Source organism: Geodermatophilus chilensis, from assembly GCF_002802985.1.
In the GTDB taxonomy this organism is placed as follows: Bacteria; Actinomycetota; Actinomycetes; order Mycobacteriales; family Geodermatophilaceae; genus Geodermatophilus; species Geodermatophilus chilensis.
Genome location: NZ_NVPT01000015.1, coordinates 1 through 23,091, shown reverse-complemented (window position 1 = coordinate 23,091; position 23,091 = coordinate 1). Strand labels below are relative to the sequence as shown.

The 23,091-nt window shown below is 74.2% G+C and carries 19 protein-coding genes; 3 read left to right on the top strand and 16 right to left on the bottom strand.

Annotated features, from left to right (window positions below; all coding sequences use genetic code 11):
- Positions 1-20 precede the first annotated feature (20 nt).
- The 8 genes from CNO22_RS04150 to CNO22_RS04115 all read right to left on the bottom strand — a co-directional run bounded on the left by CNO22_RS04150 (position 21) and on the right by CNO22_RS04115 (position 11,486).
- Positions 21-1,109, bottom strand: coding sequence for a gluconeogenesis factor YvcK family protein (locus CNO22_RS04150; protein ID WP_100498093.1), 1,089 nt, complete (start codon positions 1,107-1,109; stop codon positions 21-23).
- On the bottom strand, positions 1,109-2,116 hold the full coding sequence (gene rapZ, locus CNO22_RS04145) for an RNase adapter RapZ (RefSeq protein ID WP_100498092.1): 1,008 nt from the start codon (positions 2,114-2,116) through the stop codon (positions 1,109-1,111). Before rapZ ends, CNO22_RS04150 begins: the two co-directional genes overlap by 1 nt.
- A gap of 35 nt (positions 2,117-2,151) precedes the next feature.
- On the bottom strand, positions 2,152-4,200 hold the full coding sequence (gene uvrC / locus CNO22_RS04140; protein ID WP_100498091.1) for an excinuclease ABC subunit UvrC: 2,049 nt from the start codon (positions 4,198-4,200) through the stop codon (positions 2,152-2,154).
- A 104-nt stretch (positions 4,201-4,304) separates the two neighbouring features.
- Complete coding sequence (locus tag CNO22_RS04135) at positions 4,305-5,225, bottom strand: alpha/beta fold hydrolase (RefSeq protein WP_100498090.1); 921 nt, start codon at positions 5,223-5,225, stop codon at positions 4,305-4,307.
- 86 nt (positions 5,226-5,311) lie between these two features.
- Positions 5,312-5,605 (bottom strand): hypothetical protein, encoded by a 294-nt coding sequence (locus CNO22_RS04130; RefSeq protein ID WP_100498089.1) that lies wholly within the window; start codon positions 5,603-5,605, stop codon positions 5,312-5,314.
- A gap of 110 nt (positions 5,606-5,715) precedes the next feature.
- Positions 5,716-6,945 (bottom strand): saccharopine dehydrogenase family protein, encoded by a 1,230-nt coding sequence (locus CNO22_RS04125; protein ID WP_100498088.1) that lies wholly within the window; start codon positions 6,943-6,945, stop codon positions 5,716-5,718.
- 33 nt (positions 6,946-6,978) lie between these two features.
- Positions 6,979-9,870: an excinuclease ABC subunit UvrA gene (gene uvrA, locus CNO22_RS04120; protein ID WP_100498087.1), complete on the bottom strand. Its 2,892-nt coding sequence runs from the start codon at positions 9,868-9,870 to the stop codon at positions 6,979-6,981.
- Positions 9,871-10,007: 137 nt separating this feature from the next.
- Positions 10,008-11,486: an amidase gene (locus CNO22_RS04115; protein WP_100498086.1), complete on the bottom strand. Its 1,479-nt coding sequence runs from the start codon at positions 11,484-11,486 to the stop codon at positions 10,008-10,010.
- A gap of 50 nt (positions 11,487-11,536) precedes the next feature.
- On the opposite strand from CNO22_RS04115, the gene CNO22_RS04110 reads away from it, so the two are divergent.
- Together CNO22_RS04110 and CNO22_RS04105 are read left to right on the top strand one after the other, a co-directional pair.
- Positions 11,537-12,193, top strand: a complete 657-nt coding sequence (locus CNO22_RS04110) for an MBL fold metallo-hydrolase (protein WP_100498085.1) — start codon at positions 11,537-11,539, stop codon at positions 12,191-12,193.
- Between the two features lie 237 nt (positions 12,194-12,430).
- Positions 12,431-13,762, top strand: coding sequence for a YncE family protein (locus CNO22_RS04105; RefSeq protein WP_198588087.1), 1,332 nt, complete (start codon positions 12,431-12,433; stop codon positions 13,760-13,762).
- A gap of 22 nt (positions 13,763-13,784) precedes the next feature.
- Here the strand turns inward: CNO22_RS04105 and CNO22_RS04100 are convergent, their stop codons facing one another.
- The 6 genes from CNO22_RS04100 to CNO22_RS04075 all read right to left on the bottom strand — a co-directional run bounded on the left by CNO22_RS04100 (position 13,785) and on the right by CNO22_RS04075 (position 21,661).
- Positions 13,785-14,546, bottom strand: a complete 762-nt coding sequence (locus CNO22_RS04100; protein WP_100498083.1) for an SDR family NAD(P)-dependent oxidoreductase — start codon at positions 14,544-14,546, stop codon at positions 13,785-13,787.
- A 33-nt stretch (positions 14,547-14,579) separates the two neighbouring features.
- Positions 14,580-15,581 (bottom strand): acetamidase/formamidase family protein, encoded by a 1,002-nt coding sequence (locus CNO22_RS04095; RefSeq protein WP_100498082.1) that lies wholly within the window; start codon positions 15,579-15,581, stop codon positions 14,580-14,582.
- Between the two features lie 8 nt (positions 15,582-15,589).
- Positions 15,590-16,840, bottom strand: coding sequence for an alpha-hydroxy acid oxidase (locus CNO22_RS04090; protein ID WP_100498081.1), 1,251 nt, complete (start codon positions 16,838-16,840; stop codon positions 15,590-15,592).
- Between the two features lie 98 nt (positions 16,841-16,938).
- A complete protein-coding gene (locus tag CNO22_RS04085) occupies positions 16,939-18,942 on the bottom strand; it encodes a S9 family peptidase (protein WP_100498080.1) in 2,004 nt (667 codons plus the stop codon).
- Positions 18,943-18,966: 24 nt separating this feature from the next.
- Positions 18,967-20,076: a TerC family protein gene (locus CNO22_RS04080; RefSeq protein ID WP_100498079.1), complete on the bottom strand. Its 1,110-nt coding sequence runs from the start codon at positions 20,074-20,076 to the stop codon at positions 18,967-18,969.
- Between the two features lie 427 nt (positions 20,077-20,503).
- On the bottom strand, positions 20,504-21,661 hold the full coding sequence (locus tag CNO22_RS04075) for a TerC family protein (RefSeq protein WP_232806779.1): 1,158 nt from the start codon (positions 21,659-21,661) through the stop codon (positions 20,504-20,506).
- A 312-nt stretch (positions 21,662-21,973) separates the two neighbouring features.
- Between CNO22_RS04075 and CNO22_RS04070 the strand changes: the two genes are divergently transcribed.
- Entirely contained in the window at positions 21,974-22,504 is a 531-nt protein-coding gene (locus CNO22_RS04070) for a hypothetical protein (RefSeq protein WP_100498077.1), read from the top strand.
- Positions 22,505-22,514: 10 nt separating this feature from the next.
- Here the strand turns inward: CNO22_RS04070 and CNO22_RS27260 are convergent, their stop codons facing one another.
- On the bottom strand, positions 22,515-22,631 hold the full coding sequence (locus CNO22_RS27260; RefSeq protein ID WP_232806774.1) for a UvrB/UvrC motif-containing protein: 117 nt from the start codon (positions 22,629-22,631) through the stop codon (positions 22,515-22,517).
- 42 nt (positions 22,632-22,673) lie between these two features.
- Positions 22,674-22,931: a hypothetical protein gene (locus CNO22_RS04065; protein ID WP_157936789.1), complete on the bottom strand. Its 258-nt coding sequence runs from the start codon at positions 22,929-22,931 to the stop codon at positions 22,674-22,676.
- Positions 22,932-23,091 lie beyond the last annotated feature (160 nt).

Genomic DNA, 23,091 nt, shown 5'->3' with positions numbered 1-23,091 from the left:
ACCCCCACGTTCCCCCGGGCTCAACCAGCCCCATGTGCGGCGTTCCCTTCGTCTCCCCCTCGTACCGGGTCCGGTACGAGAGGTTGCGGTACCCGCTCGTGTTTTTCCATGCCCTGCCGCGTCCCGAGCGCCTCCCGGAGTGCTCCGGCCAGGCGCACCGGGTCGTGCCGCGGCACGCCGCCGTCCTCGGCGACCGGGGCCAGCACGAGCTCGGCACCGCACTCACGTACCGCAGAAAGGAGACCACAGCGGTCAACGACCGATTCCACATCGGCGATCACCGTGTGCAATGCCACTCCGCCCAGATGGCCCTGCAGGACGGTGAGGTGCTCCTCCGGGGAGAAGCCGTCGGTCTCCCCCGGCTGCGGCTCGAGGTTGAGGACGACGACCACCCGGGCGCTGCTGGCGGCGAGCGCGGCCCGCAGCCGCGGCACCAGCAGGTGCGGCAGCACGGAGGTGTACCAGGAGCCCGGGCCGAGCGAGACGACGTCGGCCGTGGCGATCGCGTCGAGGACGGCGGCGTTCACGGGCGGGTCGTCCGGGGCCACCAGGATGTCGCGCACCCGGCCCGGCGTCGAGGCGATCGCCACCTGCCCGCGGATGGTGCGGGTGCGCCGGGGGTCGTCCGGGTCGGTGCTCTCGACCGTCGCGACCAGGTCCAGCGGGACGTCGGCCATCGGCAGCACCCGCCCGCAGGCGCCGAGCAGCCGGCACAGGTCGTCGAGTGCCCGGACGGTGTCCCCGCCGTGCAGCTCGGTGAGCCCGGTGAGCACCAGGTTGCCGACCGGGTGGCCGGCGAGCACCCCGCTGCCGCCGAAGCGGTGCTGCAGCAGCGCGGCCATCTGCCGGGTCTCGACGTCCTCGCCGGCCAGCGCGGTCAGCGCCATCCGCAGGTCACCGGGCGGCAGCACGGGCATCTCCCGGCGGATCCGCCCCGAGGAACCCCCGTCGTCGGCGACCGTGACGACCGCGGTGAGGTCCGGCGTGATCCGCCGCCAGGCGGCGAGCGCGGCGGCCAGGCCGTGTCCCCCGCCGAAGGCGACCACCCGCGGCGGCCGGGCCACGGTCCCGTCCGCGGCGGCGGGCGGGACGGCGTGCGCGGCGCCCACTACTCGCGGCCCAGGTCGCGGTGCTGGACGGCGGTGTCGACGCCGTCGGCGCGCAGCCGGCGGGCGAACTCCTCGGCGATGGCGACGCTGCGGTGCTTGCCGCCGGTGCAGCCCACGGCGAGGGTCAGGTACCGCTTGCCCTCGCGCCGGTAGCCGGGGATGAGCAGCCGCAGCACGTCGGTGTAGCGGTCGAGGAAGGGCTGGGCGGCGTCCTGGCCGAGGACGTAGTCGCGCACGTCCGGGTCCTGGCCGGTGTGCGGCCGCAGGTCGGGCAGCCAGTGCGGGTTGGGCAGGAAGCGTGCGTCGACGACGAGGTCGGCGTCCAGCGGCAGCCCGTACTTGAAGCCGAAGCTGAGCACCGTCGCGGTCAGCGGCGGCGCCTGGCCCTCGCGGGCGAAGGCGTTCTCCAGCGTGGCCCGCAGCTGGTGGATGTTGAGGTCGCTGGTGTCGACCCACAGGTCGGCCTCGCCGGCGATCCCGGTCAGCAGCGCCCGCTCGGCGGTGATGCCGTCGATGAGCGTGCCGCTGCCCTGCAGCGGGTGCTCGCGCCGGTTGGACTCGTACCGGCGCACCAGCACCTCGTCGCGGGCGTGCACGTACACCACGCGCGGGCGGTGGCCGGCCTCGGCCAGCACCCGGATGGCCTCCTGCAGGTCGCTGGAGAAGGCCCGGCTGCGCACGTCGACGACCGCGGCGAACCGGCGGACGTCACCGCGGGCGCCGAGCTCGACCATCGGCAGCAGCAGCGCCGGCGGCAGGTTGTCGACGACGAACCAGCCGAGGTCCTCCAGCACCCGCCCGGCGCTGTTCTTGCCGGCGCCCGAGAGCCCGGTGACGACGACGACGTCCAGCGGCGCGGTCTCGGTCGAGGACGGGTCCAGCGGGGGCGGGACGTCGCTGTGCGGGTGGCCCGGGGTGCCAGGGGGCACCTCGAGGTGGGCGGTCCCTCGGTGGACGGTGTCCTGCTCGGCGTCCTGCGGGGCGGTGTCCTGGGCCCGCTCGCTCACGATGCCCCCCCGTGCGCTCGCGTGGGGTGCTCCGCTCACGAGGCCACCAGTCCGACCTCGGCGGTGGCGCCGGAGCCGCTGCGGGGGGTGCCGCGCTCGGCCGGGCCGGCCGGGGCGGTCGTCGTCTCGACGGTCTCCTCGGCGGGCGCGGCGTCGTCCGCCGGCTGCTGCTCCGTCGGCTCCGCCACCGCGGCGAGCACCGCCTCCGCCGTCCGCCGGCCGATGCCGGGGACGGCCATCAGCTCCTCGACGGTGGCGGCCCGCAGCCGCTTGAGGGATCCGAACTGCTTCATCAGCGCCTTCCGCCGCGTCTCCCCGAGCCCGGGGACGTCGTCCAACAGGGAGACCAGCATGCTGGTGGACCGCTTCTGCCGGTGGTAGGTGATCGCGAACCGGTGGGCTTCGTCACGGACCCGCTGCAGCAGGTACAGCGCCTCGGAGGTGCGCGGCAGGACGACCGGGTCCGGTTCGTTCGGCAGCCACACCTCCTCCATCCGCTTCGCCAACCCGCAGACGGCGACGTCGACGACGCCGAGCTCGTCCAGCGACCGGGCGGCCGCGGCGACCTGCGGCGCGCCGCCGTCGACCACGAGCAGGTTGGGCGGGTACGCGAAGCGGCGGGGCCGGCCCTCCTCGGCGGCCACACCCTGCTCGTCGCGGCGGTCGGCCTCCTCCTTGAGGTGGCGGGCGAACCGGCGGCGGACGACCTCGGCCATCGCGGCGGTGTCGTCGGTGCCCTGCTGGACGGAGAACCGGCGGTAGTCCGACTTCTTGGCCAGCCCGTCCTCGAACACCACCATCGACGCCACGACGTTGGTCTGCTGGACGTGCGAGACGTCGATGCACTCGATCCGCAGCGGCGCATCGGGCAGCTCGAGCGCCTCCTGCAGCTCGCTCAGGGCGAGGGACCGCGCCGTCAGGTCACTGGAGCGCTTCACCCGGTGCCGGGCGAAGGCCTCCTTGGCGTTGCGCTCCACCGTCTCCAGCAGGGCCCGTTTGTCGCCGCGCTGGGGCACCCGCAGGCTGACCCGGCTGCCGCGCAGCTCGCTGAGCAGCTCCTCGTAGACGTCGGCGTCGTCGGGCAGCTCGGGGACGAGCACCTCCTTGGGCACCGCCTCCCCCGCCTCGCCGACGCCGGTCGCCTCGTCGACGCCGCCGTAGACCTGCAGCAGGAACTGCTCGACCAGCTCGCCGGTGGTGACCTCCTCGACCTTGTCGACGATCCAGCCGCGCTGGCCGCGGACCCGCCCGCCGCGGACGTGGAAGACCTGCACCGAGGCCTCCAGCTCGTCCTGCGCGAAGGCGACGACGTCGGCGTCGGTGCCGTCGCCCAGGACGACGGCCTGCTTCTCCATCGCCCGCTTGAGCGCGCCGAGGTCGTCGCGCAGCCGGGCGGCCTTCTCGTACTCCATCGCCTCGGCGGCCTCGGTCATCTCGCGCTCGAGGCGGCGGACCATCTGGTCGGTGCGGCCGGCCATGAAGTCGCAGAAGCCGTCGACGATCTCCCGGTGCTCCTCGGCGGAGACCCGGCCGACGCAGGGCGCGGCGCACTTGCCGATGTAGCCGAGCAGGCAGGGCCGGCCGATCTGCCCGGCGCGCTTGAAGACGCCGTTGGAGCAGGTGCGGGCCGGGAAGACCCGGGTGAGGGTGTCGAGCGTCTCGCGGATCGCCCAGGCGTGCGCGTACGGGCCGAAGTAGCGGACGCCCTTCTTCTTCGGGCCGCGCATCACCTGCAGCCGCGGGTACTCCTCGTTCAGCGTCACGGCGAGGCTCGGGTAGCTCTTGTCGTCGCGGTAGCGGACGTTGAACCGCGGGTCGAACTCCTTGATCCAGTTGTACTCGAGCTGGAGGGCCTCGACCTCGGTGCCCACGACGGTCCACTCGACGGAGGCCGCCGTCGTCACCATCTGCCGGGTGCGCGGGTGCAGGCCGGCCACGTCGGCGAAGTAGCTGTTCAGCCGCTGCCGGAGGCTCTTGGCCTTGCCCACGTAGACGACCCGGCCGTTGGGGTCGCGGAACTTGTAGACGCCGGGCGACTCCGGGATGCTGCCGACCGCGGGTCGGTACGTGGACGGGTCGGGCATGTACCCCAGGTTAGGTGGGCCGGACGACGGTTCGCCGTCCAGATGACACCGGTGTGGTTCGCCGGGTCGGACGCCTCCCGCGCCCGAGAGGCGGTGACCGGGCGTCAGGTGCCGAGCCGGGCGCTCAGCCAGGCGAGCAGGTCGCCGGTCACCTCGTCGCGGTTGGTCTCGTTGAAGACCTCGTGCCGGGCGTCGGGGTACACCCTCAGCTCCACCGGCAGGCCACGGCCGCGCAGCAGGTCGGCCAGCGCGGCGACCTGGGCGGCGTCGGTCCCGCCGACCGGGTCGCGCTGCCCGGCCAGCAGCAGCACGGGCAGCCCGTCGGGCAGCCCGGCCACGCCCTCGGGGGTCGCCGCACGGGTGACGAGGGCGAACATGCCCGCGCCGTAGCGGTACGTCGGGGGGAAGTCGTCGCCGCACAGTGGGTCGGCCACGTAGGCGTCGACCTCGGCGGCGTCGCGGCTCAGCCAGTCGAACGGCGTGCGCGCGGGCTCGAAGGGCGCGTTGAAGGCGCCGAGGGCGTCCATGGGCTGGTCGCCCATGCCGCCGGCGACGGCCGCCTCCAGCTGCGGCACGGCCGCGGCCAGGTTCGGCGCGACGCCGATCGGACCGGACAGCACCAGGCCGGCCAGGTGCGCGCCGTCCCGCTCGGCGGAGGCCAGCGCGACCGCGGAGCCCAACGAGTGGCCGAGCAGCACGTGCGGGACGCCGGGGTGCTCGGCGGCGAGCCGCTGCCCGAGGTCGCGGACGTCGTCGAGGACGGCGTCGCTCGTGGCGCCCGGGCCGAAGCCGCCGGGGCCGGTGGACTCCGCGCTGAGCCCGTGCCCGCGCTGGTCGAGTGCCGCGACGGCGAAGCCCTCGGCGGTGAGCGCACGGGCCAGCCGCTCGTAGCGCCCGGCGTGCTCGGAGAGCCCGTGCACGAGCTGGACGGTCCCGCGCACCGCGCCGTCGGGCGTCCAGCGGCGCTCGGCCAGCCGGACGCCGTCGGGCGCCTCGGTCCAGGTGACGGGGGCGGGGCTGGTCATCGGGCGGGCCTCCTCGGACGGCGTCGTCGCCGGTCAGCCTGCCCGTACGCGCCCGACCGCGCAGGGCCGGGGTCCGCCCCCGGCCGTCAGCCGACCGGGCGGGAGCGGTGCACGGCCCACGGCCCGTGCGCCGCGAGGGCGGCACCGACCCGGCCCGCGAGCCGCACCGCCCGCCGGGCCAGCACGAGGGTCGACAGCACGCCCACGCCACCGGCGAGGAAGGCGACCGCGCCCGGGACCGCCGACCCGGTGACGGCGAGCACCGCGACGGTCACCAGGGCGAGCAGGACGACCGTGGACCGCACGCCGCCCCCGGGTGGGGACGTCGGCGAGCCGCAGTTCGACAGGTCCGGGTCACAGTCGGGCGTGAGCGCGGTCACCGGCGCCTCCTCGATTGGGAAACCGCCACGCCGAGGACAGCGGCGTGACGTCCGTCACACGGAGGGTAGGGCCCGGTCGCTCTGCGCTCAAGTGCGCCGGTGTCCCCCGTTCAGGTCTCCACGACCTCGTAGGTGTGCCCGGCGGTCCGCAGGCGCTCGACCAGCACGGAGCCGAGCGCGGTGGCGGGGGTGAGCGACCCGGCCCGGGCCGGCAGCCGGTCGCCGTCCAGGGCGAGCCCGAGGGCGGTCTCCCCCAGCATGACGGCGGTGGCGGCGTAGCCGGGGTCGCCCTGGCCGGCGACGGTGGCGCGGTAGCGGCGCCCGCTCGCGGTGGTCGCGTCGACGTCCATGCGGAACCAGCCCCGCGCCCGGGCCTGCTCGCCGGGGCCGGTGCCCGGCTCGGGCAGCACCCGGTCCAGCAGGGCGCGGGTGGGCGGCAGGCTCATCGCGGCGGCGAAGCCGGCCAGCGCGGTTGTGACGGCGGTGGCCGTCGCCGCGCCGGGGATCCCCCGGCCGCAGCCCATCACCTCGCCGTAGCGCAGCCCGCGGCCGTACGCCCAGTCCTGCAGGGCGTTGCTGCGCCGGACGACGCGGGTGTTGAACGGGGCCATGACGAAGGGCGCCGTCCACCGGCCGTCCGGGGTGCGCGACGGCGGACCGGCGTCCCGCGGCTGGCGGGTGTCGGGCTCGGCGGCGCGGTCCGGGCTGAGCGCGAACGGGTCGCCGGCCAGCCGGCGGGCCGCCGCGTCACGGCCCAGCTCCTCGAACTGGGCGCGGATCGAGTCGACGGTGCCGCCGCTGAAGCCGCCGCGTGCGGTGGCGACCAGCTGGACCTCGCGCAGGCCGCCGGCGCCGTCGGCCCGCGCCCGCTCGGCGAGCAGGAGGGCCGACAGGTCGGAGGGGATGGAGTCGTAGCCGCAGGCGTGCACGATGCGGGCGCCGGTGTCGCGGGCGACCGCGTCGGTGCGGTCGATGGCCCGGCGGACGAACAGCACCTCGCCGGTGAGGTCGGCGTAGTGCGTGCCGGCCCGGGCGCAGGCCTCGACCACCGGCAGGCCGTGGCGGACGTACGGGCCGACCGTGGTGGCCAGCACCCGGGTCGAGGCGGCCAGCGCCGCGAGGGAGGCCTCGTCGGTGGAGTCCGCCTCGACCAGTGGCCAGCCGCGGGCGGCTGCGGGGAGCTCCCCGCGCACCTGCTCGAGCCGGCTCAGCGACCGGCCGGCCAGCGCGATGCGGAGGCCGGCCGGGGCGGCGTCGGCGAGGTATGCGGCGAGCAGCCGGCCGACGAAGCCGGTGGCGCCGTAGACGACGAGGTCGTGCGTGCGCGCGGGATCGGCCACCCGGCCATCCTCGCCTCGGTGCCCGACCCCCGCTCAACTGGCCTTGCGGCGGGCCTGCTTCTTCGGCGCCGCCGCCGCGGCCACCGCGTCGGGGTCGAGCAGCCGGACCAGGTACCGGCCGGTGTGGCTCTCCGGAACCGTGGCGAGGAACTCCGGCGGCCCCTCGGCGACGACCGTGCCGCCGCGGAAACCGCCCTCGGGACCCATGTCGATCAGCCAGTCGGCGCTCTTGATCACGTCGAGGTTGTGCTCGATGACGATGACCGAGTTGCCCTTGTCGACCAGGCCCTGCAGCACGATCAGCAGCTTGCGGATGTCCTCGAAGTGCAGCCCGGTGGTGGGCTCGTCGAGCACGTAGATGCTGCGGCCGTTGGAGCGCTTCTGCAGCTCGCTGGCCAGCTTCACCCGCTGCGCTTCACCGCCGGAGAGGGTGGTCGCCGGCTGGCCCAGCCGCACGTACCCCAGCCCGACCTCGGTGAGGGTGCGCAGGTACCGAGAGATCGCCGGGATGGCGGCGAAGAAGTCGGCCGCCTCCTCGATCGGCATGTCGAGGACCTCGGCGACCGTCTTGCCCTTGTAGTGCACCTCGAGGGTCTCCCGGTTGAACCGGGCGCCCTTGCACACCTCGCAGGGCACGTAGACGTCCGGCAGGAAGTTCATCTCGATCTTCAGCGTGCCGTCGCCGGAGCAGGCCTCGCAGCGGCCGCCCTTGACGTTGAAGGAGAAGCGGCCGGGCTGGTAGCCGCGGATCTTCGCCTCCGACGTGCTGGCGAACAGCTTGCGCACGTGGTCCCAGACGCCGGTGTAGGTCGCCGGGTTGGACCGCGGGGTGCGGCCGATCGGCGACTGGTCGACGTGCACGACCTTGTCGAGCTGGTCGAGGCCGGTGATGGTGCGGTGCCGGCCGGGCACCATCCGCGCCCGGTTCAGCTCGTTGGCCAGGACCGTGTAGAGGATGTCGTTGACCAGGCTCGACTTGCCCGAGCCGGAGACGCCGGTGACCGCGACGAGCATCCCGAGCGGGAAGGTGACGTCGACGCTCTTGAGGTTGTGCTCGCGGGCGCCCTTGACCACCAGCTCGCGGCCGGGTGTGGGCTGGCGGCGCACCTGCGGGACGGCGATCTCCTTGCGGCCGGACAGGTACGCACCCGTCAGCGACCGCTCGCTGGCCATCAGCTCCTCGACGGTGCCGCTGACGACGACCTCGCCGCCGTGCTCACCGGCGCCCGGGCCGATGTCGACCACCCAGTCGGCGGTCTTGATGGTGTCCTCGTCGTGCTCGACGACGATGAGCGTGTTGCCCATGTCGCGCAGCCGCACGAGCGTCTCGATCAGGCGGGTGTTGTCGCGCTGGTGCAGCCCGATGGAGGGCTCGTCGAGCACGTAGAGGACGCCGACCAGCCCGGAGCCGATCTGGGTGGCCAGCCGGATCCGCTGCGCCTCGCCGCCGGCCAGGGTGGCGGCCGGCCGGTCCAACGACAGGTAGTCCAGCCCGACGTCGACGAGGAAGGACAGCCGGGCCTGGATCTCCCGGAGCACGCGGTCGGCGATGGCCCGCTCACGCTCGCCGAGCTCCAGGCTGTTCAGCCACTCGGCGGCGTCGCCGATGGACAGGCCGGTGACCTCGGCGATGGAGCGGCCGTTGAGCTTCACCGCGAGGATCTCGGGCTTGAGCCGGGTGCCGTGGCAGACGGGACAGGGCACGTCGCGCATGTAGCCCTCGTACTTGTCCCGCATGTACTCGCTGTCGGTGTCCTCGTGCCGCCGCTCGAGGAAGGGCAGCACGCCCTCGAACGCGGCGTAGTAGCTGCGCTCGCGGCCGTAGCGGTTCTTGTAGCGGACGTGCACCTGGTCCGGCGAGCCGTGCAGCACGGCCTTCTGGACCTTGGCCGGCAGCCGCTCCCACGGGTCGTCCATGGAGAAGCCGAGCTGCTGGGAGAGGCCGGTGAGCAGCCGGGTGAAGTACTCGTTGCTCATCGAGGTGGCCCACGGGGCGATCGCGCCCTGGGCCAAGCTCTTCTCGGGGTCGGGCACGACGAGGTCGGGGTCGACCTCCTTGCGGGTGCCGATGCCGGTGCACTCGGGGCAGGCGCCGAACGGCGAGTTGAAGGAGAACGAGCGGGGCTCGAGCGCCTCGAAGGACAGGCCGTCGTCCACGCAGGCGAGGTGCTCGGAGAAGGTGCGCTCGCGGTACGGGTCGTCCTCGGGGAGGTCGACGAAGTCCAGGACGACGAGGCCGCCGGCCAGGCCCAGTGCGGTCTCCACCGAGTCGGTGAGCCGCCGCTTGGCGCTCTCCTTGACGGTGAGCCGGTCGACGATCACCTCGATCGTGTGCTTCTCCTGCTTCTTGAGCTTCGGCGGGTCGGTCAGCTGGTGGACCACGCCGTCGACGCGGACGCGGGAGAAGCCCTGGGTCTGCAGCGAGCTGAACAGGTCGACGTACTCGCCCTTGCGGGCCCGGACGACGGGGGCGAGCACCTGGAACCGGGTGCCCTCCTCCATGGCCAGCACCTGGTCGACGATCTGCTGCGGGGTCTGCCGCGAGATCGGCTTGCCGCAGTTCGGGCAGTGCGGCTGCCCGGCGCGGGCGTAGAGCAGCCGGAGGTAGTCGTAGACCTCGGTGATTGTGCCGACGGTCGACCGCGGGTTGCGGTTGGTCGACTTCTGGTCGATGGAGACGGCCGGCGAGAGGCCCTCGATGAAGTCGACGTCGGGCTTGTCCATCTGGCCCAGGAACTGGCGGGCGTAGGCCGACAGCGACTCGACGTAGCGGCGCTGGCCCTCGGCGAAGATCGTGTCGAAGGCGAGGCTGGACTTCCCCGAGCCGGACAGCCCCGTGAAGACGATCAGCGCGTCGCGGGGCAGGTCGAGGTGGACGTCCTTGAGGTTGTGCTCGCGGGCGCCGCGGACGACGAGACGGTCCAATGTGATCCCTGTCGGTCAGCCGGGCCGGCCGGTCTCGCCGGGCCCGCGGTGGAGATGTCGGGGTGTCGATACGGGCAACGCCGTCACTGCCCGGGCGCACTCCGTGACGACGGCGACGTTGCCGCTCGCCGGAGTGCTCAGACGGGAGCCGGGGACGAGGCTCCGGCGGGGTCGAAGACGGGCGCGTGACGACGCCAGGGCAGCCGACGCTCCAGCTCTCCGGCCAGCCAGAGTAGTCGCCTCTCGGCACCCGGGGGGCCGGCGAACTGGACCGCCAGCGGCTGCCCCGTGGGGCGGGTGCCGACGGGCAGGACGAGGGCCGGGAGGCCGGCCAGGTTCCAGGCCGGCATCCACGCCGCCCAGCGCACGTTCGCGGTCACGTTGGCCAGGAACGACCGCTCGTGCCAGGGCCGGGCGGGCAGCGGCGGGCCGGTCTCGACCGGGGTGAGCAGCAGGTCGAGGACCTCTCCGCCCCCCACCCCTCGCAGGCTCGGGGCGGGCTCCTGCGGAGAGCCCGAGCTGTCCGCCCCGGCGAAGAAGGCGCTCATCCGCTCGCGGAACCGCTCGGCCGTCTCGGGGCGGACCAGGCCGGCGGCCCGGACGGCGCGGCCGATGCGGGCGTGCGTGCGGCTGCGCGGCTGCAGGTCGGCGGGCGGGATGCCGAGGTGCGCGGCGTCGTCGGCGGCGCCGGCCATCCAGCGGGCGAAGGTGCCCACCGCGGCACCCGGGGTGATCGGCGGGTCCCGGCGGACGACGGTGTGGCCGGCGGCGGTGAGGGCGGCGACCACCGCGTCGACCGCCGCTCGGGCCGGCCCGTCGGCGCGCATGCCGGGCAGCGGGGAACGGGTGGAGACGGCGATCCGCAGCGGCCGGCCGGGCGCCTCGAGCGGGGCCGGCTCCTCCCCCGCCAGCACCGCGTGGGCCAGGGCGAGGTCGGCGACGGTGGTGGCCAGTGCGCCGTTGACGGCCATGCCGGACCAGTCGTCGGCCCCGATGCCGCCGGGGACGACGCCCCGGCCGGGCTTGAGAGCCACCAGACCGCACGCCGCGGCGGGCAGCCGCAGCGAGCCCATCCCGTCGTTGCCGTGCGCGAGGGGCACGGCGCCGGAGGCGACCGCTGCCGCGCTGCCGCCGGAGCTGCCGGCCGGCGAGCGGGCGGTGTCCCAGGGGTTGCGGGTGACCGTGCCCGGTCCGTCGGTGGCGGCGTAGAGGCACAGCTCGGGCACCCGGGTGATGCCGACGACGACCGCACCGGCCCGGCGCAGCCGGGTGACCACCTCGGCGTCCCGGGTCTCCGGCGGTCCGGTGCGGGCGGCGGAGCCATCGGTGCAGACCTCGCCGGCGACGGCGACGTTGTCCTTGACCGCGACCGGCACCCCGGCCAGCGGCATCGCGAAGCGCGTCAGCGCGGTGTCGACGGCGTGTGCCTCGGCGAGGGCGGCCTCGCGGCGGACGACGCGGAAGGCACCGACGCGCGGCTCCACCTCGTCGAGGTGGGCCAGGTGCGCGCGGACGACCTCGACCGCGGTCAGCTGCCCCGACCGGACGCGGGTGGCCAGCTCGGTGGCCGGGAGCCCGACGATCTGACCGGCCGGGAGACCTCCGCTAGCGTCCATGCGTGGACCGTAACCGCGGCCACCGACACTCATCGAACGGGAGGCTGGGGATGGGCTACACCGGCGATGTCGAGGTGGGTGGGCCGGCCGACGTCCGGGAGCTGCCGGGGCTGACGATCAGCAAGCTGGCGGTCAGCGAGATGGCCAACAACGCCTACCTGCTGCGCGACCCCGACTCCGGCGAGGCGGTGCTCATCGACGCCGCGGCCGAGCCCGAGGCGCTGCGCGCCCTCATCGGGGACGCCCACGTGCACACCGTCGTCACCACGCACGGGCACTGGGACCACCACCGCGCGCTGCCGGAGGTCGTCCAGGCCACCGGTGCGGTCACCGTCGCGCACCCGGCCGACGCCGGCGACCTGCCCGTCCCGGTCCAGCGGCCGGTCGTGCACGGCGAGACCGTGCGGGTCGGCGGGCAGACCCTCGAGGTGATCCACCTGCGCGGGCACACGCCGGGCAGCATCGCGCTGCTCTGGCGCGGGCCCGAGGGCGCCGGCACGCACCTGTTCACCGGCGACAGCCTGTTCCCCGGCGGCGTGGGGAAGACATGGTCGCCGGAGGACTTCACCAGCCTCGTCGACGACGTCGAGGAGCGGCTGTTCGGCGCGCTGCCCGACGACACGTGGGTCTACCCCGGGCACGGGAAGGACACGACGCTGGGTGCGGAGCGCCCGCACCTGCCGGAGTGGCGCGCCCGCGGCTGGTGAGCCCGGGCGTCGCACCCGGACGGCGGTCGGGTCCGCCGGGGCGGGTCCGCGGAGCACCATCCGCGCATGGCAGAGCCCCCCGCAGGCCCAGCTGCGGCCCGGCCCCCGCACGAGACCGGCCCCGGCCGTGGCCACTGGTGCACGGACCTCCCGGGTGCCCGGCAGCTCGATGGGGCGCGCCACCACCCGAGGCTGCACCGAGCGAGGCACTCGAGGAAGAGGCGCCGCCGGTACGCCGTGGCGCTCGCGGTCGGCGTGGCGCTCGCCGTGGTCGCTGTCGCCCTGTTGCGGGGCGGGGACGACACCACGAGCAGGGTGTCGGCGGCTGCGGCACCGCAGGAGACGGTCGGCGCCGGGACCGCCCCGGCCGCTCCCCCACCTCCGGCGCCCAGTCCGGCCACGCCTGCCCTGGGTCCGTCCGTCCCCGTCGGATCTCAGCTGAGCCACGTCGCGGTCGCCCCTGACGGCCGCACGGCCTACGTCGCCGACCCCGCCGGACGCGCGGTGCTCGTCGTCGACACCGCGTCCAGCGAGGTGGTCGGGACCGTCCCGGTCGCCGAGGGGCCGCCGCAGCAGATCGCCGTCACGCCGGACGGCCGACGCGCCTTCGTGTCGGCCCACGACGCCGAGGCCGGCGTGAACGCCGTCGTGGTGCTCGACCTCGCCTCCGGCACGGTCGTCGACTCGGTCCCGACCGGCCGTGGTCCGCACACCGCCGCCGTGAGCGCCGACGGTGGACGCGTGTACGTGCCGGTGTCCCTCGGCGCCCATCTCGACGTCATCGACGCGCGGACCGGCGACGTGCAGGACGAGGTCGACACCACGCCCAACCCGCGCGCCGTGGTGCTCAGCGACGACGGCCGCCTCGCGTACGTCGCCGACCCCGTCGCGGACGTCGTCTCGGTCGTCGACGTGGCGACCGGGGACGTCGAGGCCACGATCCCGGTCGGCAGCGACCCCCAGGCCCTTGCGGCGTCCCCCGACGGCGACCGAGTCGCGGTCGTCAACGCGACCAGCGGGGACGTCTCGCTGGTCGACACCGCCACGCGGACCGTCGTCGCCACGGTGCCGGGGGTCGGCGCGAGCCCGCAGCACGTGGCCTACGCGCCGGACGGCCGGCACCTCTACACGGCCAACGCCGGCGACGGCACGGTCTCGGTCGTCGACACCGCGACCGGGACCGTCACCGCCCGGGTCCCCACCGGACCCACGCCCACCGGCGTCGCCGTGCTCCCCGACGGGAGCCGTGCCCTCGTCACCCACGGCCGACGGCACGGTGCGCTTCCTGGAGACGGCGTAGGTCACTCCTCGAAGAGCGCGACCAGCTCGTCCGGGGTGCCGGCCACGTGCAGGGGGACGACGGACACCGTCCACTCGGGACGGCGCTGGTCGATGCCGATCGCCAGGTCCCAGGCGGCGCGGGCCGACAGCGGGCCGAAACAGGCGTCGTCCCCGTCGTCGCTGAGGGCCACCTCGACCAGCCAGGTGTCGGAGAGATCGGCGGCCAGCTCGGCGAACTCGGGGTCGGTGCCGTCCTCGGGTTCCGGGGAGTCGGCCTGGACGGGGTAGATCAGTGCCATGCCCCAGCCTCTCAGAGCTGGATGCCGCGGGTGAGGGCGCCGTCCACCACGAGGTTGGTGCCGGTCGTGAAGCTCGCCACCGGGCTGGACAGGAAGACCACTGCGCGGGCCATCTCCTCCGCCGTCCCCATGCGGCCGGTGGGGTTGAGGGCGAGCGAGTCGGCGAACAGCTCCGGGCTCCCGTTCTCGATGCCCTGCCAGAAGCCGCCCTCGAAGTACGTGTTGCCCGGGGAGACGACGTTGGCGCGCACTCCCCGCCCGGCCAGCTGGAACGCCAGCCCCGAGATGTAGCCGATGATCGCCGTCTTCATCGTCCCGTAGGGGCCCGCGGCGAAGTCGGCCTCGCGCCCGGAGACGCTGGAGATCGCCACGATCGAGCCGCGGCCGCTGGCCTCCAGGTGCGGCAGGGCGGCCGTGGCCAGGCGCACGGTGCCCATCAGGTCGACCTCGAAGGAGGCGTACCAGTTCTCCTCCCCCGGCCCGGCCGCCAGCGCGCTGACGTTGGCGACGACGGCGTCCAGCCCGCCGAGCCGGCCGGCCGCGGCCTCGACCCAGCCGGTCAACGCCGGCCCGTCCCGGACGTCGAGCCGCGCGCCGGTCGCCCGGCCACCGCGCTCGGCGATCGCCTTCTCGGTCGCCTCGATCTCGGCGGCGTCGCGGGCGCAGAACTCCACGACCGCGCCCTCGTCGACGAAGGTCTCGACGATGGCGCGGCCGATGCCGCGGGTGCCGCCGGTGACGAGCACGCGGGAGCCGGTGAGCTGCAGGTCCATGGGTGCCTCCGGGTGGGGGTCAGAGGAGGGTGGTCAGAGGAGGGTGGCGGCGCGGCGGCGGAGGTCGTCGTGCAGCCCGCCGTAGGCGGCGGCCGGCGGCAGCAGCGACTTCCGGGCCTTGACGACGGTGCTGTAGTTCGCGTCGACGACGTTGGCGATCGGCACCTCGCTGATCTGCGAGAGCAGCTGGTAGGCGTCCATCGGGTGCAGGCCGTGGAGCTCGCCGAACCAGCGCACCAGCTCGACCTGGCCGATCCGCCAGGCGTCCTCCAGGGGCCGGCTGGAGCCGACGGTCATCCAGTGCGTGTCGTCCTCGAGGCGCGGCCACAGCGGCGCCCCGCCCTTGATCAGCTCGACGAGGAGCGTGGTGGTCATCGCCCCCTCGACCGCGGTGCCGCAGGCCTCCCCCTCGCCCTGGCGGTAGTGGCCGTCACCGATGGAGAACAGCGCGCCCTGGACGTTGACCCCGAGGAAGCAGGTGGTGCCCGGCCGCATCTGCGGGGTGTCCATGTTGCCGCCGAACCGCTCGGGCACCAGCGAACTGCGCACCTCTCCCCCGGGCGGTGCGACGCCGACCGTGCCGAGCATCGGCTCGACGGGGAGGGCGATCTCCAGCTCGGTGTGCTGCGCGGCGAAGGTGACCGTGTTCGCGGTCCGGTCCAGCTCGTAGATCCAGGTGGTGTCGGGCAGCGGATCCTGCAGGGTGGCGACGCGGTCGGTGCTGGTCAGCCCGCCGAAGAACGGGATCGCCGCCGACGCGCCCCAGTCCCGCGCCGGCTCCATCGCCACGAAGTGCAGGGCCAGCGTGTCCCCCGGCTCGGCGCCCTCGACGTGGAAGGGGCCGGTCTGCGGGTTGACGAAGCGCAGGTCGACCTTCTCGGTGGAGAGGTCGGTGGGCTTCTGCAGGGCGCCGCAGAACGCGTCGTCGGACCACACCCGCAGCGCTGTCCCCGGTCTGATCCGCATGAGCGGTGGGACGCCTCCGAAGGTGAAGGCGTACTGCTCGAACGTGGGCGTGACCTCGACGACGTCCATGCCGCACCCTAGGGACGCGCGGGGACCGGCGGCAACGCCGCGGCAGCACCCCGCAGCCGGACGCGGTCGGGCGTCAGCTCCGCGACCGACGGGACGCCGAGCAGCTGCAGCGTGCGGGTGATCTCCCGGGCCAGGATGTCGGCGACCCGTTGCACCCCGCGCTCCCCGCCGGCCATCAGCCCGTAGAGGTAGGCGCGGCCGACCAGGCAGGCCCGGGCGCCGCAGGCCACCGCGGCGACGACGTCGGCCCCGTCGAGGATGCCGCCGTCCAGGTAGACCTCGGCCCGGTCGCCCACCGCCGCGACCACCGCGGGCAGCTCCTCCAGCGGTGTGGGCGCGCGGTCGAGCTGGCGGCCGCCGTGGTTGGAGACGACGACGGCGTCCGCGCCGGCGTCCACGACCGCGCGGGCGTCCTCCGCCGTCTGCACGCCCTTGACGACGAGCGCGCCGCGCCACGTCTCCCGCAGCGTCCGCAGGTCGGCGAGCGTGGCGGCCGGCTCGAAGACGCGGTCGGCGAGCTCGGCGACGGTCCCACCCCAGGAGCGCAGCGAGGCGAACTCCAGCGGCGGGGTGGTGAGCAGGTCGACCCACCAGCGCGGGTGGACGGCGGCGTCGGCGATCGTGCGCAGGGTCAGCGCCGGCGGGATGGTGAAGCCGTTGCGGACGTCGCGCAGCCGCGACCCGGCGACCGGGGTGTCGACGGTGAGCACCAGCGCCTCGTAGCCGGCCGCCGCGGCCCGGGCGACCAGCGCCGCGCTGGCCTCGCGGTCGCGCCACAGGTAGAGCTGGAACCACCGCCGGGCACCGGGCGCCGCGGCGGCGAGCTCCTCGACGGTCGTCGTCCCCATGGTGGACAGCGCGTACGGGATGCCGACCCGCTCGGCCACCCGGCCGACCGCGGACTCCCCCTCGGTGTGCATGAGCCGGGTGAAGCCGGTCGGTGCGAACACCAGCGGCAGGGACGACGGCCGGCCCAGCACCGTCGTGGACGGGTCGACCGCGGCGACGTCGCGCAGCACGCTGGGGCGGAACTCGACGCGGGCGAACGCCTCCCGCGCGCGGCGCAGGCTGACCTCCGCGCCGGCGGCGCCGTCGGTGTAGTCGAAGACCGCCCGCGGCGCCCGGCGGCGGGCGACCTCGCGCAGGTCGCCGACGGTGGCGGCCGCGGCCAGCCGGCGGTCGGTCGCGTCCCCGGGGAGACTGCGCACGCGGACCAGCTCGCGCAGCTCGGCCCAGCGGGGCACCCGGCGCTCGACCACGGCGGACCTCCTCGTGTCGGGTCGGCCCACCCTCGCAGGCCGGGCGTCATCCCGCAGGTGGCTGCCCGCTCGGGACCCGGTCGGGCAGCCACGCGGCGTCAGCGGGTGTGCGGGGATCGCCATTCCCGCGCGAAAGGCGAATCCCCCGCGGCCGGTGGCGGTCCGCCGTCCACGACCTCAACCGGGAGGTCCTCATCCGGGGTGACCGGCAGCCAGCGCGCCCACCAGCGCAGCAGGTGCTCGAGCCGGGCCAGCCGGTGCCGGGGCCGCCCGCTGCGGCCGAGGTCCGATCCCTCCCCGGGGAAGAGCAGGAACTCCGCCGGGACGCCGCGGCGCTTGAGCTCGACGTAGCGCCGCACGCCCTGCTCGCGCGGGAAGCGCCGGTCGTCCTCCCCGTGCACCACGAGGGTCGGCGTGGTGGTCGCCACGGGCCGCGGCGGGTCAGCGCCGAGATACTGGTCGACGAACCACCAGCCGACGTCGGAGGTGCCCACCAGACCGGCCGGGTCGGTGAGCCCCCCGTCGACGACGGCCGCGGCGAACCGCGTCGTCCCCCCGGTGAGCACGGTCGCCAGCCAGCCGCCGTAGCCGGTGCCCATGACCCCGACCCGCTCGGGGTCGAGCGCCGGGTCGGCCAGCACGGCGTCGAGGAACGCGGTGACGTCGTCGGCGTCCACCGTGCCGCCGGCGCCGCGCACCGCGCGGGCGTGCGCCTGCCCGTACCCGGGCGAGCCCCGCGGAGCGCAGCGGACGACGGCGTAGCCGGCGGACACGAGCACTTGCGTGTCCACCGACAGCGACCAGCCCTCCGAGCGGTGCAGCGGGTCGGGCAGGCACAGCAGCACCGGATGCGGCCCCGGCCCCCCGGGCACGGTCACCCACCCGTGCACATCGGTGCCGTCCGGTGCGGTCGCGGTGCGCTCCTCCGCGCGGTGCAGCCGCCCGGTGGCGCCCAGCGCCCGGCCGAAGCCGGTGAGCAGCCGCCGCCGGCCCGGCGTGACGGCGATCAGCTCACCCGCCGAGCGGTCGTGCCGCACCGTGGCGACGACGACCCCGCCGGCCGCGGCCAGCCCGTGCACGGTGAACGGCCCGTCGACCAGCGCGTCGGGCGGCCCCCCGTCCAGCGGCACGCGGAGCAGCTCGACGGCGCCGCGCGACCGCACCCCGAGGTGGGCCGCTCCCCCGGCCAGCACGGTCGCCGGCGTCGCGTCGCCCCGGTCGGTGGCGGCCGGGGCGAGCACCGGCTCGGGCGCACCGCCGGTCGCCCGCACCCGGCACAGCGTCGCGCCGCGGCCGACGACGTCCAGCCCGTCGGCGCCCAGCTCGAGCCGGGCGGTCAGCCAGATCCAGTCGCCGGAGGGGTCGTAGGCGGGCCGCGCGCACCACGCCCGGCCGTCGGTGACCCGGCGCAGCGTCCCGCCCGCGGCCGGGACGGCGTACACGTCGCGCACCAGGTCGCGGTCGGCGCGGGCGTGCCGGGCGGAGACGAACGCCAGCTCGGCGCCGTCCGGGCTCCAGGTGACGTCGGTGTCGTCGGCGGTGCCGTCGGTGACCTGCCGGGGCCGCGGCGGCGTCCCGTCGTCCTCCCCGTCGGCCGGCAGGTCGAGGACGAAGACGTGGCTGTGCCGGTCGGTCACGACCCCGGCGCCGTCGGCCTGCCAGCGCAGCGTGGTGACCAGCCAGGGCGGCTGCGCGGCGCGGTCGGTGCCGGAACGGTCGACCTGGGGTACCCGGGCGGTGAAGGCCAGCCGGCGGGAGTCCGGCGACCAGACCGGCCGGCCGATCCCCAGCGGGGCGTCGGTCAGCCGGCGGGGAGCGCCGCCGGCCGTGGGCAGCAGGTGCAGCTGTGCCGGCTCGCCCGGCTCGGCCCCCCGGTAGGCCAGCCAGCGGCCGTCCGGGGAGAACACCGGGTCGGTGTCCCGCGGGCCGGGCGTCAGCGGGCGGGCCGGCGCCGACCCGTCGGTGGGCACGGCCCACAGCCGGCTGCGCTCCGCGTCGTCTCCCGGGTCGGGCCGGGTGACCGCGACGACGGCCATCCGCCCGTCCGGGGAGACCGTGGGGACGCCGGGGGTGCGCAGCAGCGCGAGGTCGTCAGGGCGCACGGTGGTGCTTCCCGGGCGCGCGGCTCAGCGGCGGCGGGTGTTCTCCTCGTCGGGCTCCGCCGAGAGCCGCGACTCGGCCTTGGCCGCGGCCGCGGGGCCACCCGTGGCGACGGACTCGGCGGTCTCCGGGTCGACGTGGGGAGCCCCGAGGCCGGCCTCCTCCTCGGGCAGCTGGCCGCGGGTCTTCAGCAGGCTGGCGACCGTGGCGATGAGCAGGACGCCGAGGATGACGCTCAGCGACAGCCAGATCGGGATCGTCGGGACCGCCTCGACGTGCTCGCCGCCGTTGATGAACGGCAGGTTGTTCTCGTGCAGGGCCTCGAGGATCAGCTTGACGCCGATGAAGGCGAGGATGACCGCCAGGCCCAGCGACAGGTAGACCAGCCGCTTGAGCAGGCCGCCGAGCAGGAAGTACAGCTGCCGGAGCCCCATGAGCGCGAAGACGTTCGCGGTGAAGACGATGAACGGCTCCCGGGTGAGGCCGAAGATCGCCGGGATGCTGTCGAGCGCGAACAGGAGGTCCGTCGTCCCGAGGGCGAGGAAGACGATGACCATCGGGGTCCACAGCTTCTTGCCGTTCTCCGTGACGCGGATCTTGGCGCCCTGGAAGTCCTGCGTCATCGGCAGGACCCGGCGCATCCGCCGGATGAAGGCGTTCTCCTCGTAGTCCTCGTCGTCGCCACGGTGCCGGACCAGGTTGATCGCGGTGTACACGAGGAAGGCGCCGAAGATGTAGAAGACCCAGATGAACCGCTCGATCACCGCGGCGCCGAGCAGGATGAAGATCCCGCGCAGGACCAGGGCGATGATGATGCCGACCATCAGCGCCTCCTGCTGCAGGTGCCGGGGCACCCGGAAGCGGGCCATGATGATCACGAAGACGAAGAGGTTGTCCACCGAGAGCGAGTACTCGGTGAGCCAGCCGGCGTAGAACTCCGTCGCGTACCTGCCGTTGGTGAAGGCGAGCAGCAGCAGGCCGAACAGCAGCGCCAGCGCCACGTAGAAGCTCACCCAGATCCCGGCCTCCTTCACGGAGGGCTCGTGCGGGCGGCGGGCGACGATGGCGAGGTCGGCGAGCAGCAGGACCGTGAGCCCCACGAACGTCGCGACCTCGAACCAGACAGGGAGTTCCATGCGGCCATTTCCTCCGGGGACTGGCAGATCAGCACCGGAGGTCTCTCCCACCGCCGACCCGGAGGCCGACGATCGGCAGCACCGGAGGCCGTGGGACCTCGTGATGACGACACTGCCGCGGGGGGATACTCCCCTCCATCGAACGGCCCCGGACCGGCGCAGCCGTCAGCGGCTGCGGCCTTCTGAAGCCGTGGCGCTCACCGTACCTGCTCGCTGGTCGTCCCTCGACGTGACGTCCCGGACGCCGTCCGGGCGCGCCGCGCCCCACCCCGGACCTCGGAGCCTCGCCAGGACCTCCTTTACACGGGGCTGCCGCTCTGACCCAGAGTCCCTGGTCCGGCGTGCCCGGCGGCTGTTCGCCACAGTCGGACGACGACACCGGGCCCGCCCTCAGGAGAGGACGGGCCCGGTGTGGTGGGTCGAGCGGTCAGCCGCGGTAGCGGGTGGAACCGCTGGGTGCGTGCTCGCCGGCATCGGTCACCGGCGCGTCGTGCGGCGAGGGCGGCGCCTCGTCCGGAGCCGTGGCGTGCGGGTCGTGGTCGCCGGGGCCCATGGCGACGAGCCCCGCGCGGCCCGCTGCCGGGTCCCCGGCGTCGGTGGGCGACTGGACGCCGCGCGCCGCGTCGCGCCGGTTCTTCGCCAGGCTCGCCACCGTGGTCACGACCAGCGTGGCCAGGATGACCGTCAGCGACAGCCAGGTCGGCACCTCGGGGATCACCGTGACGTGCTCGCCGCCGTTGATGAACGGCAGCTCGTTCTCGTGCAGCGCGTGGATGAGCAGCTTCACGCCGATGAAGCCGAGGATCACGGCCAGGCCGTAGGACAGGTAGACCAGCCGGTCGAGCAGGCCGTCGATGAGGAAGAACAGCTGTCGCAGACCCAGCAGCGCGAAGGCGTTGGCGGTGAAGACCAGGTAGGTCTCCTGGGTCAGGCCGAAGATCGCCGGAATCGAGTCGACGGCGAAGAGGATGTCCGCGCTGGCGATGGCGACCAGGGCGATGGCCAGCGGGGTGATGTGCCGCCGGCCCCGGATCGTGGTGATCATCCTGTCGGAGTGGTACTCGTCGGTCGTCGGGAAGACCTTGCGGGCCAGCCGCAGCGAGGCGTTCTCCTTGAACTCCTCGTCGTGCGAGTGGCCGCCGCTCTTCGCCTGCGCCCACGCGGTCCAGATGAGGAAACCGCCGAAGATGTAGAAGATCCAGCTGAACTGCTCGATGGCCGCGGCGCCGACGAAGATGAACACCGTCCGCAGGGCCAGGGCGAAGGCGATGCCGAACAGCAGCACCTTCTGCTGCAGCTCCCGTGGTACCGCGAAGCTGGCCATGATCAGGACGAACACGAAGAGGTTGTCCACCGAGAGGCTCTTCTCGGTGATGTACCCGGCGAAGTACTCACCGGCGTACTGGCCGCCGGAGAACCACAGGACCAGCAGGCCGAAGACCACGGCGATGGCGATGTAGACCGCCGACCAGACGGCCGACTCACGGAGCGTCGGCGCGTGCGGCGTGCGCACGTGACCGACGAAGTCGAAGACGAGCATGCCGACGATCGCGGCGATCGTCAGCGCCCACACCCAGAAGGGCACGTCCAAGGCAGATACCTCCGGTGACTCGGCGGCGCGCACGGCGCCGCCATGTCGGACCTGAGGTCTCTCCCGCCCCCTCGCCTCTGAGGTGGCCAACGGCGCCGGGGTCCATGGGGACTCCGTACTGACGACACCGCCGCGCGGGGATACTCCCCTCCACGGAACCGCCGATGCCGGCCCACGTATCGGGGCCGCCATTGAGCGGGTCACTTCCCCACCGACGCTACGGGGATGCGCCGTGTTCCCTCGATGAGAACAATCTCATCGCCGCGTGACGTGGGCCACGCTGCCCGGCCACGGCAGGGTGGAGGCGTGGGCGTCGATCACACCTACTTCGCCGCCCGCGGGGATGCCGACGCAGCCGCCGCGGGCAGCCGGCCCGGCGGACCGCTCGGCGGGCCGACCGTCACGGGGACCCGCCGGATCGGCTGGTTCCGCCGGGAGCCGGTGACCGTGGAGCTCGGCCCGGCCTGGCCGGGGTTCACGACCCGAGGCTGGGAGCCGACCGTGCTCATGGGCACGCTCGAGGAACTGCTGACCGTCCGCCCGTACGACGACGTGGCAGCCGACCCCCGCTTCGCTTGTGCCCCCGGAACAGGCCCGGACGACGCCGACGACGTGGTGGTCACGCTGACCGACACGCTCCGTGATGCACTCGCCGCCGCCTCGGACGAGCGTCTCCACGAGGTGGCCGCCTCGTGGAGACGCACCGAGGAGCTCCAGCAGCCCCGCTGGGAGGCCACCGCCGTCGAGGAGCACGTCGGCATTCTCCGCCGGCTGCGGGACCTGGCCCGCAGGGCGGCCGCCGACGGCCATCGCCTGTACTGCCACGTCGAGCTCTGACCGACGGCGCTCAGGCGTGCGCGGCGTCGAGTTGCCGCAGCTCCTTCAGCTCGGTGAGCTCGTCGCGCAGCCGGTCGGCCAGCTCGAACTGCAGCTCCCAGGCGGCGGCCAGCGCCTGGTTGTTCATTTGGATGATGAGGTCGGCCAGCTCGCACGCGAGCAGGCGATGTCAGCCTGACAGATACTCGATCACCGCCATGATAGCCGCATTTCTCATTTGCCGCGCTCGAACGTCACCCACATAGTAGAGCGTCTTGAATTTGGTTTCCGACGCAGACAGCACATCGCCAATGCTGTCCAACTGCAGTTCGGCCAACTTGTCTTTCTGGAAGGGCGTCAGGTCCAAACAGGAGACAGCGGCCGCCAGTCGCGCCTGAAGAGCAACATTGCCGTCTCGCTGCAATGCATCCAAGGATACTTCCTGCATCGACCGATACGTAGAGTGATTGGCGCCAAACTCCTGCATGCGCCGGACATCGAACCCACGAGTGACTGTTCAGGTCGTTGCTGGGATCCAGACGTTTCCGCTGGTGAGTTCGGTCAGGACGTCGAAGGGTCGGCGACCGTGCTTGGCCGCGGTTGACAGA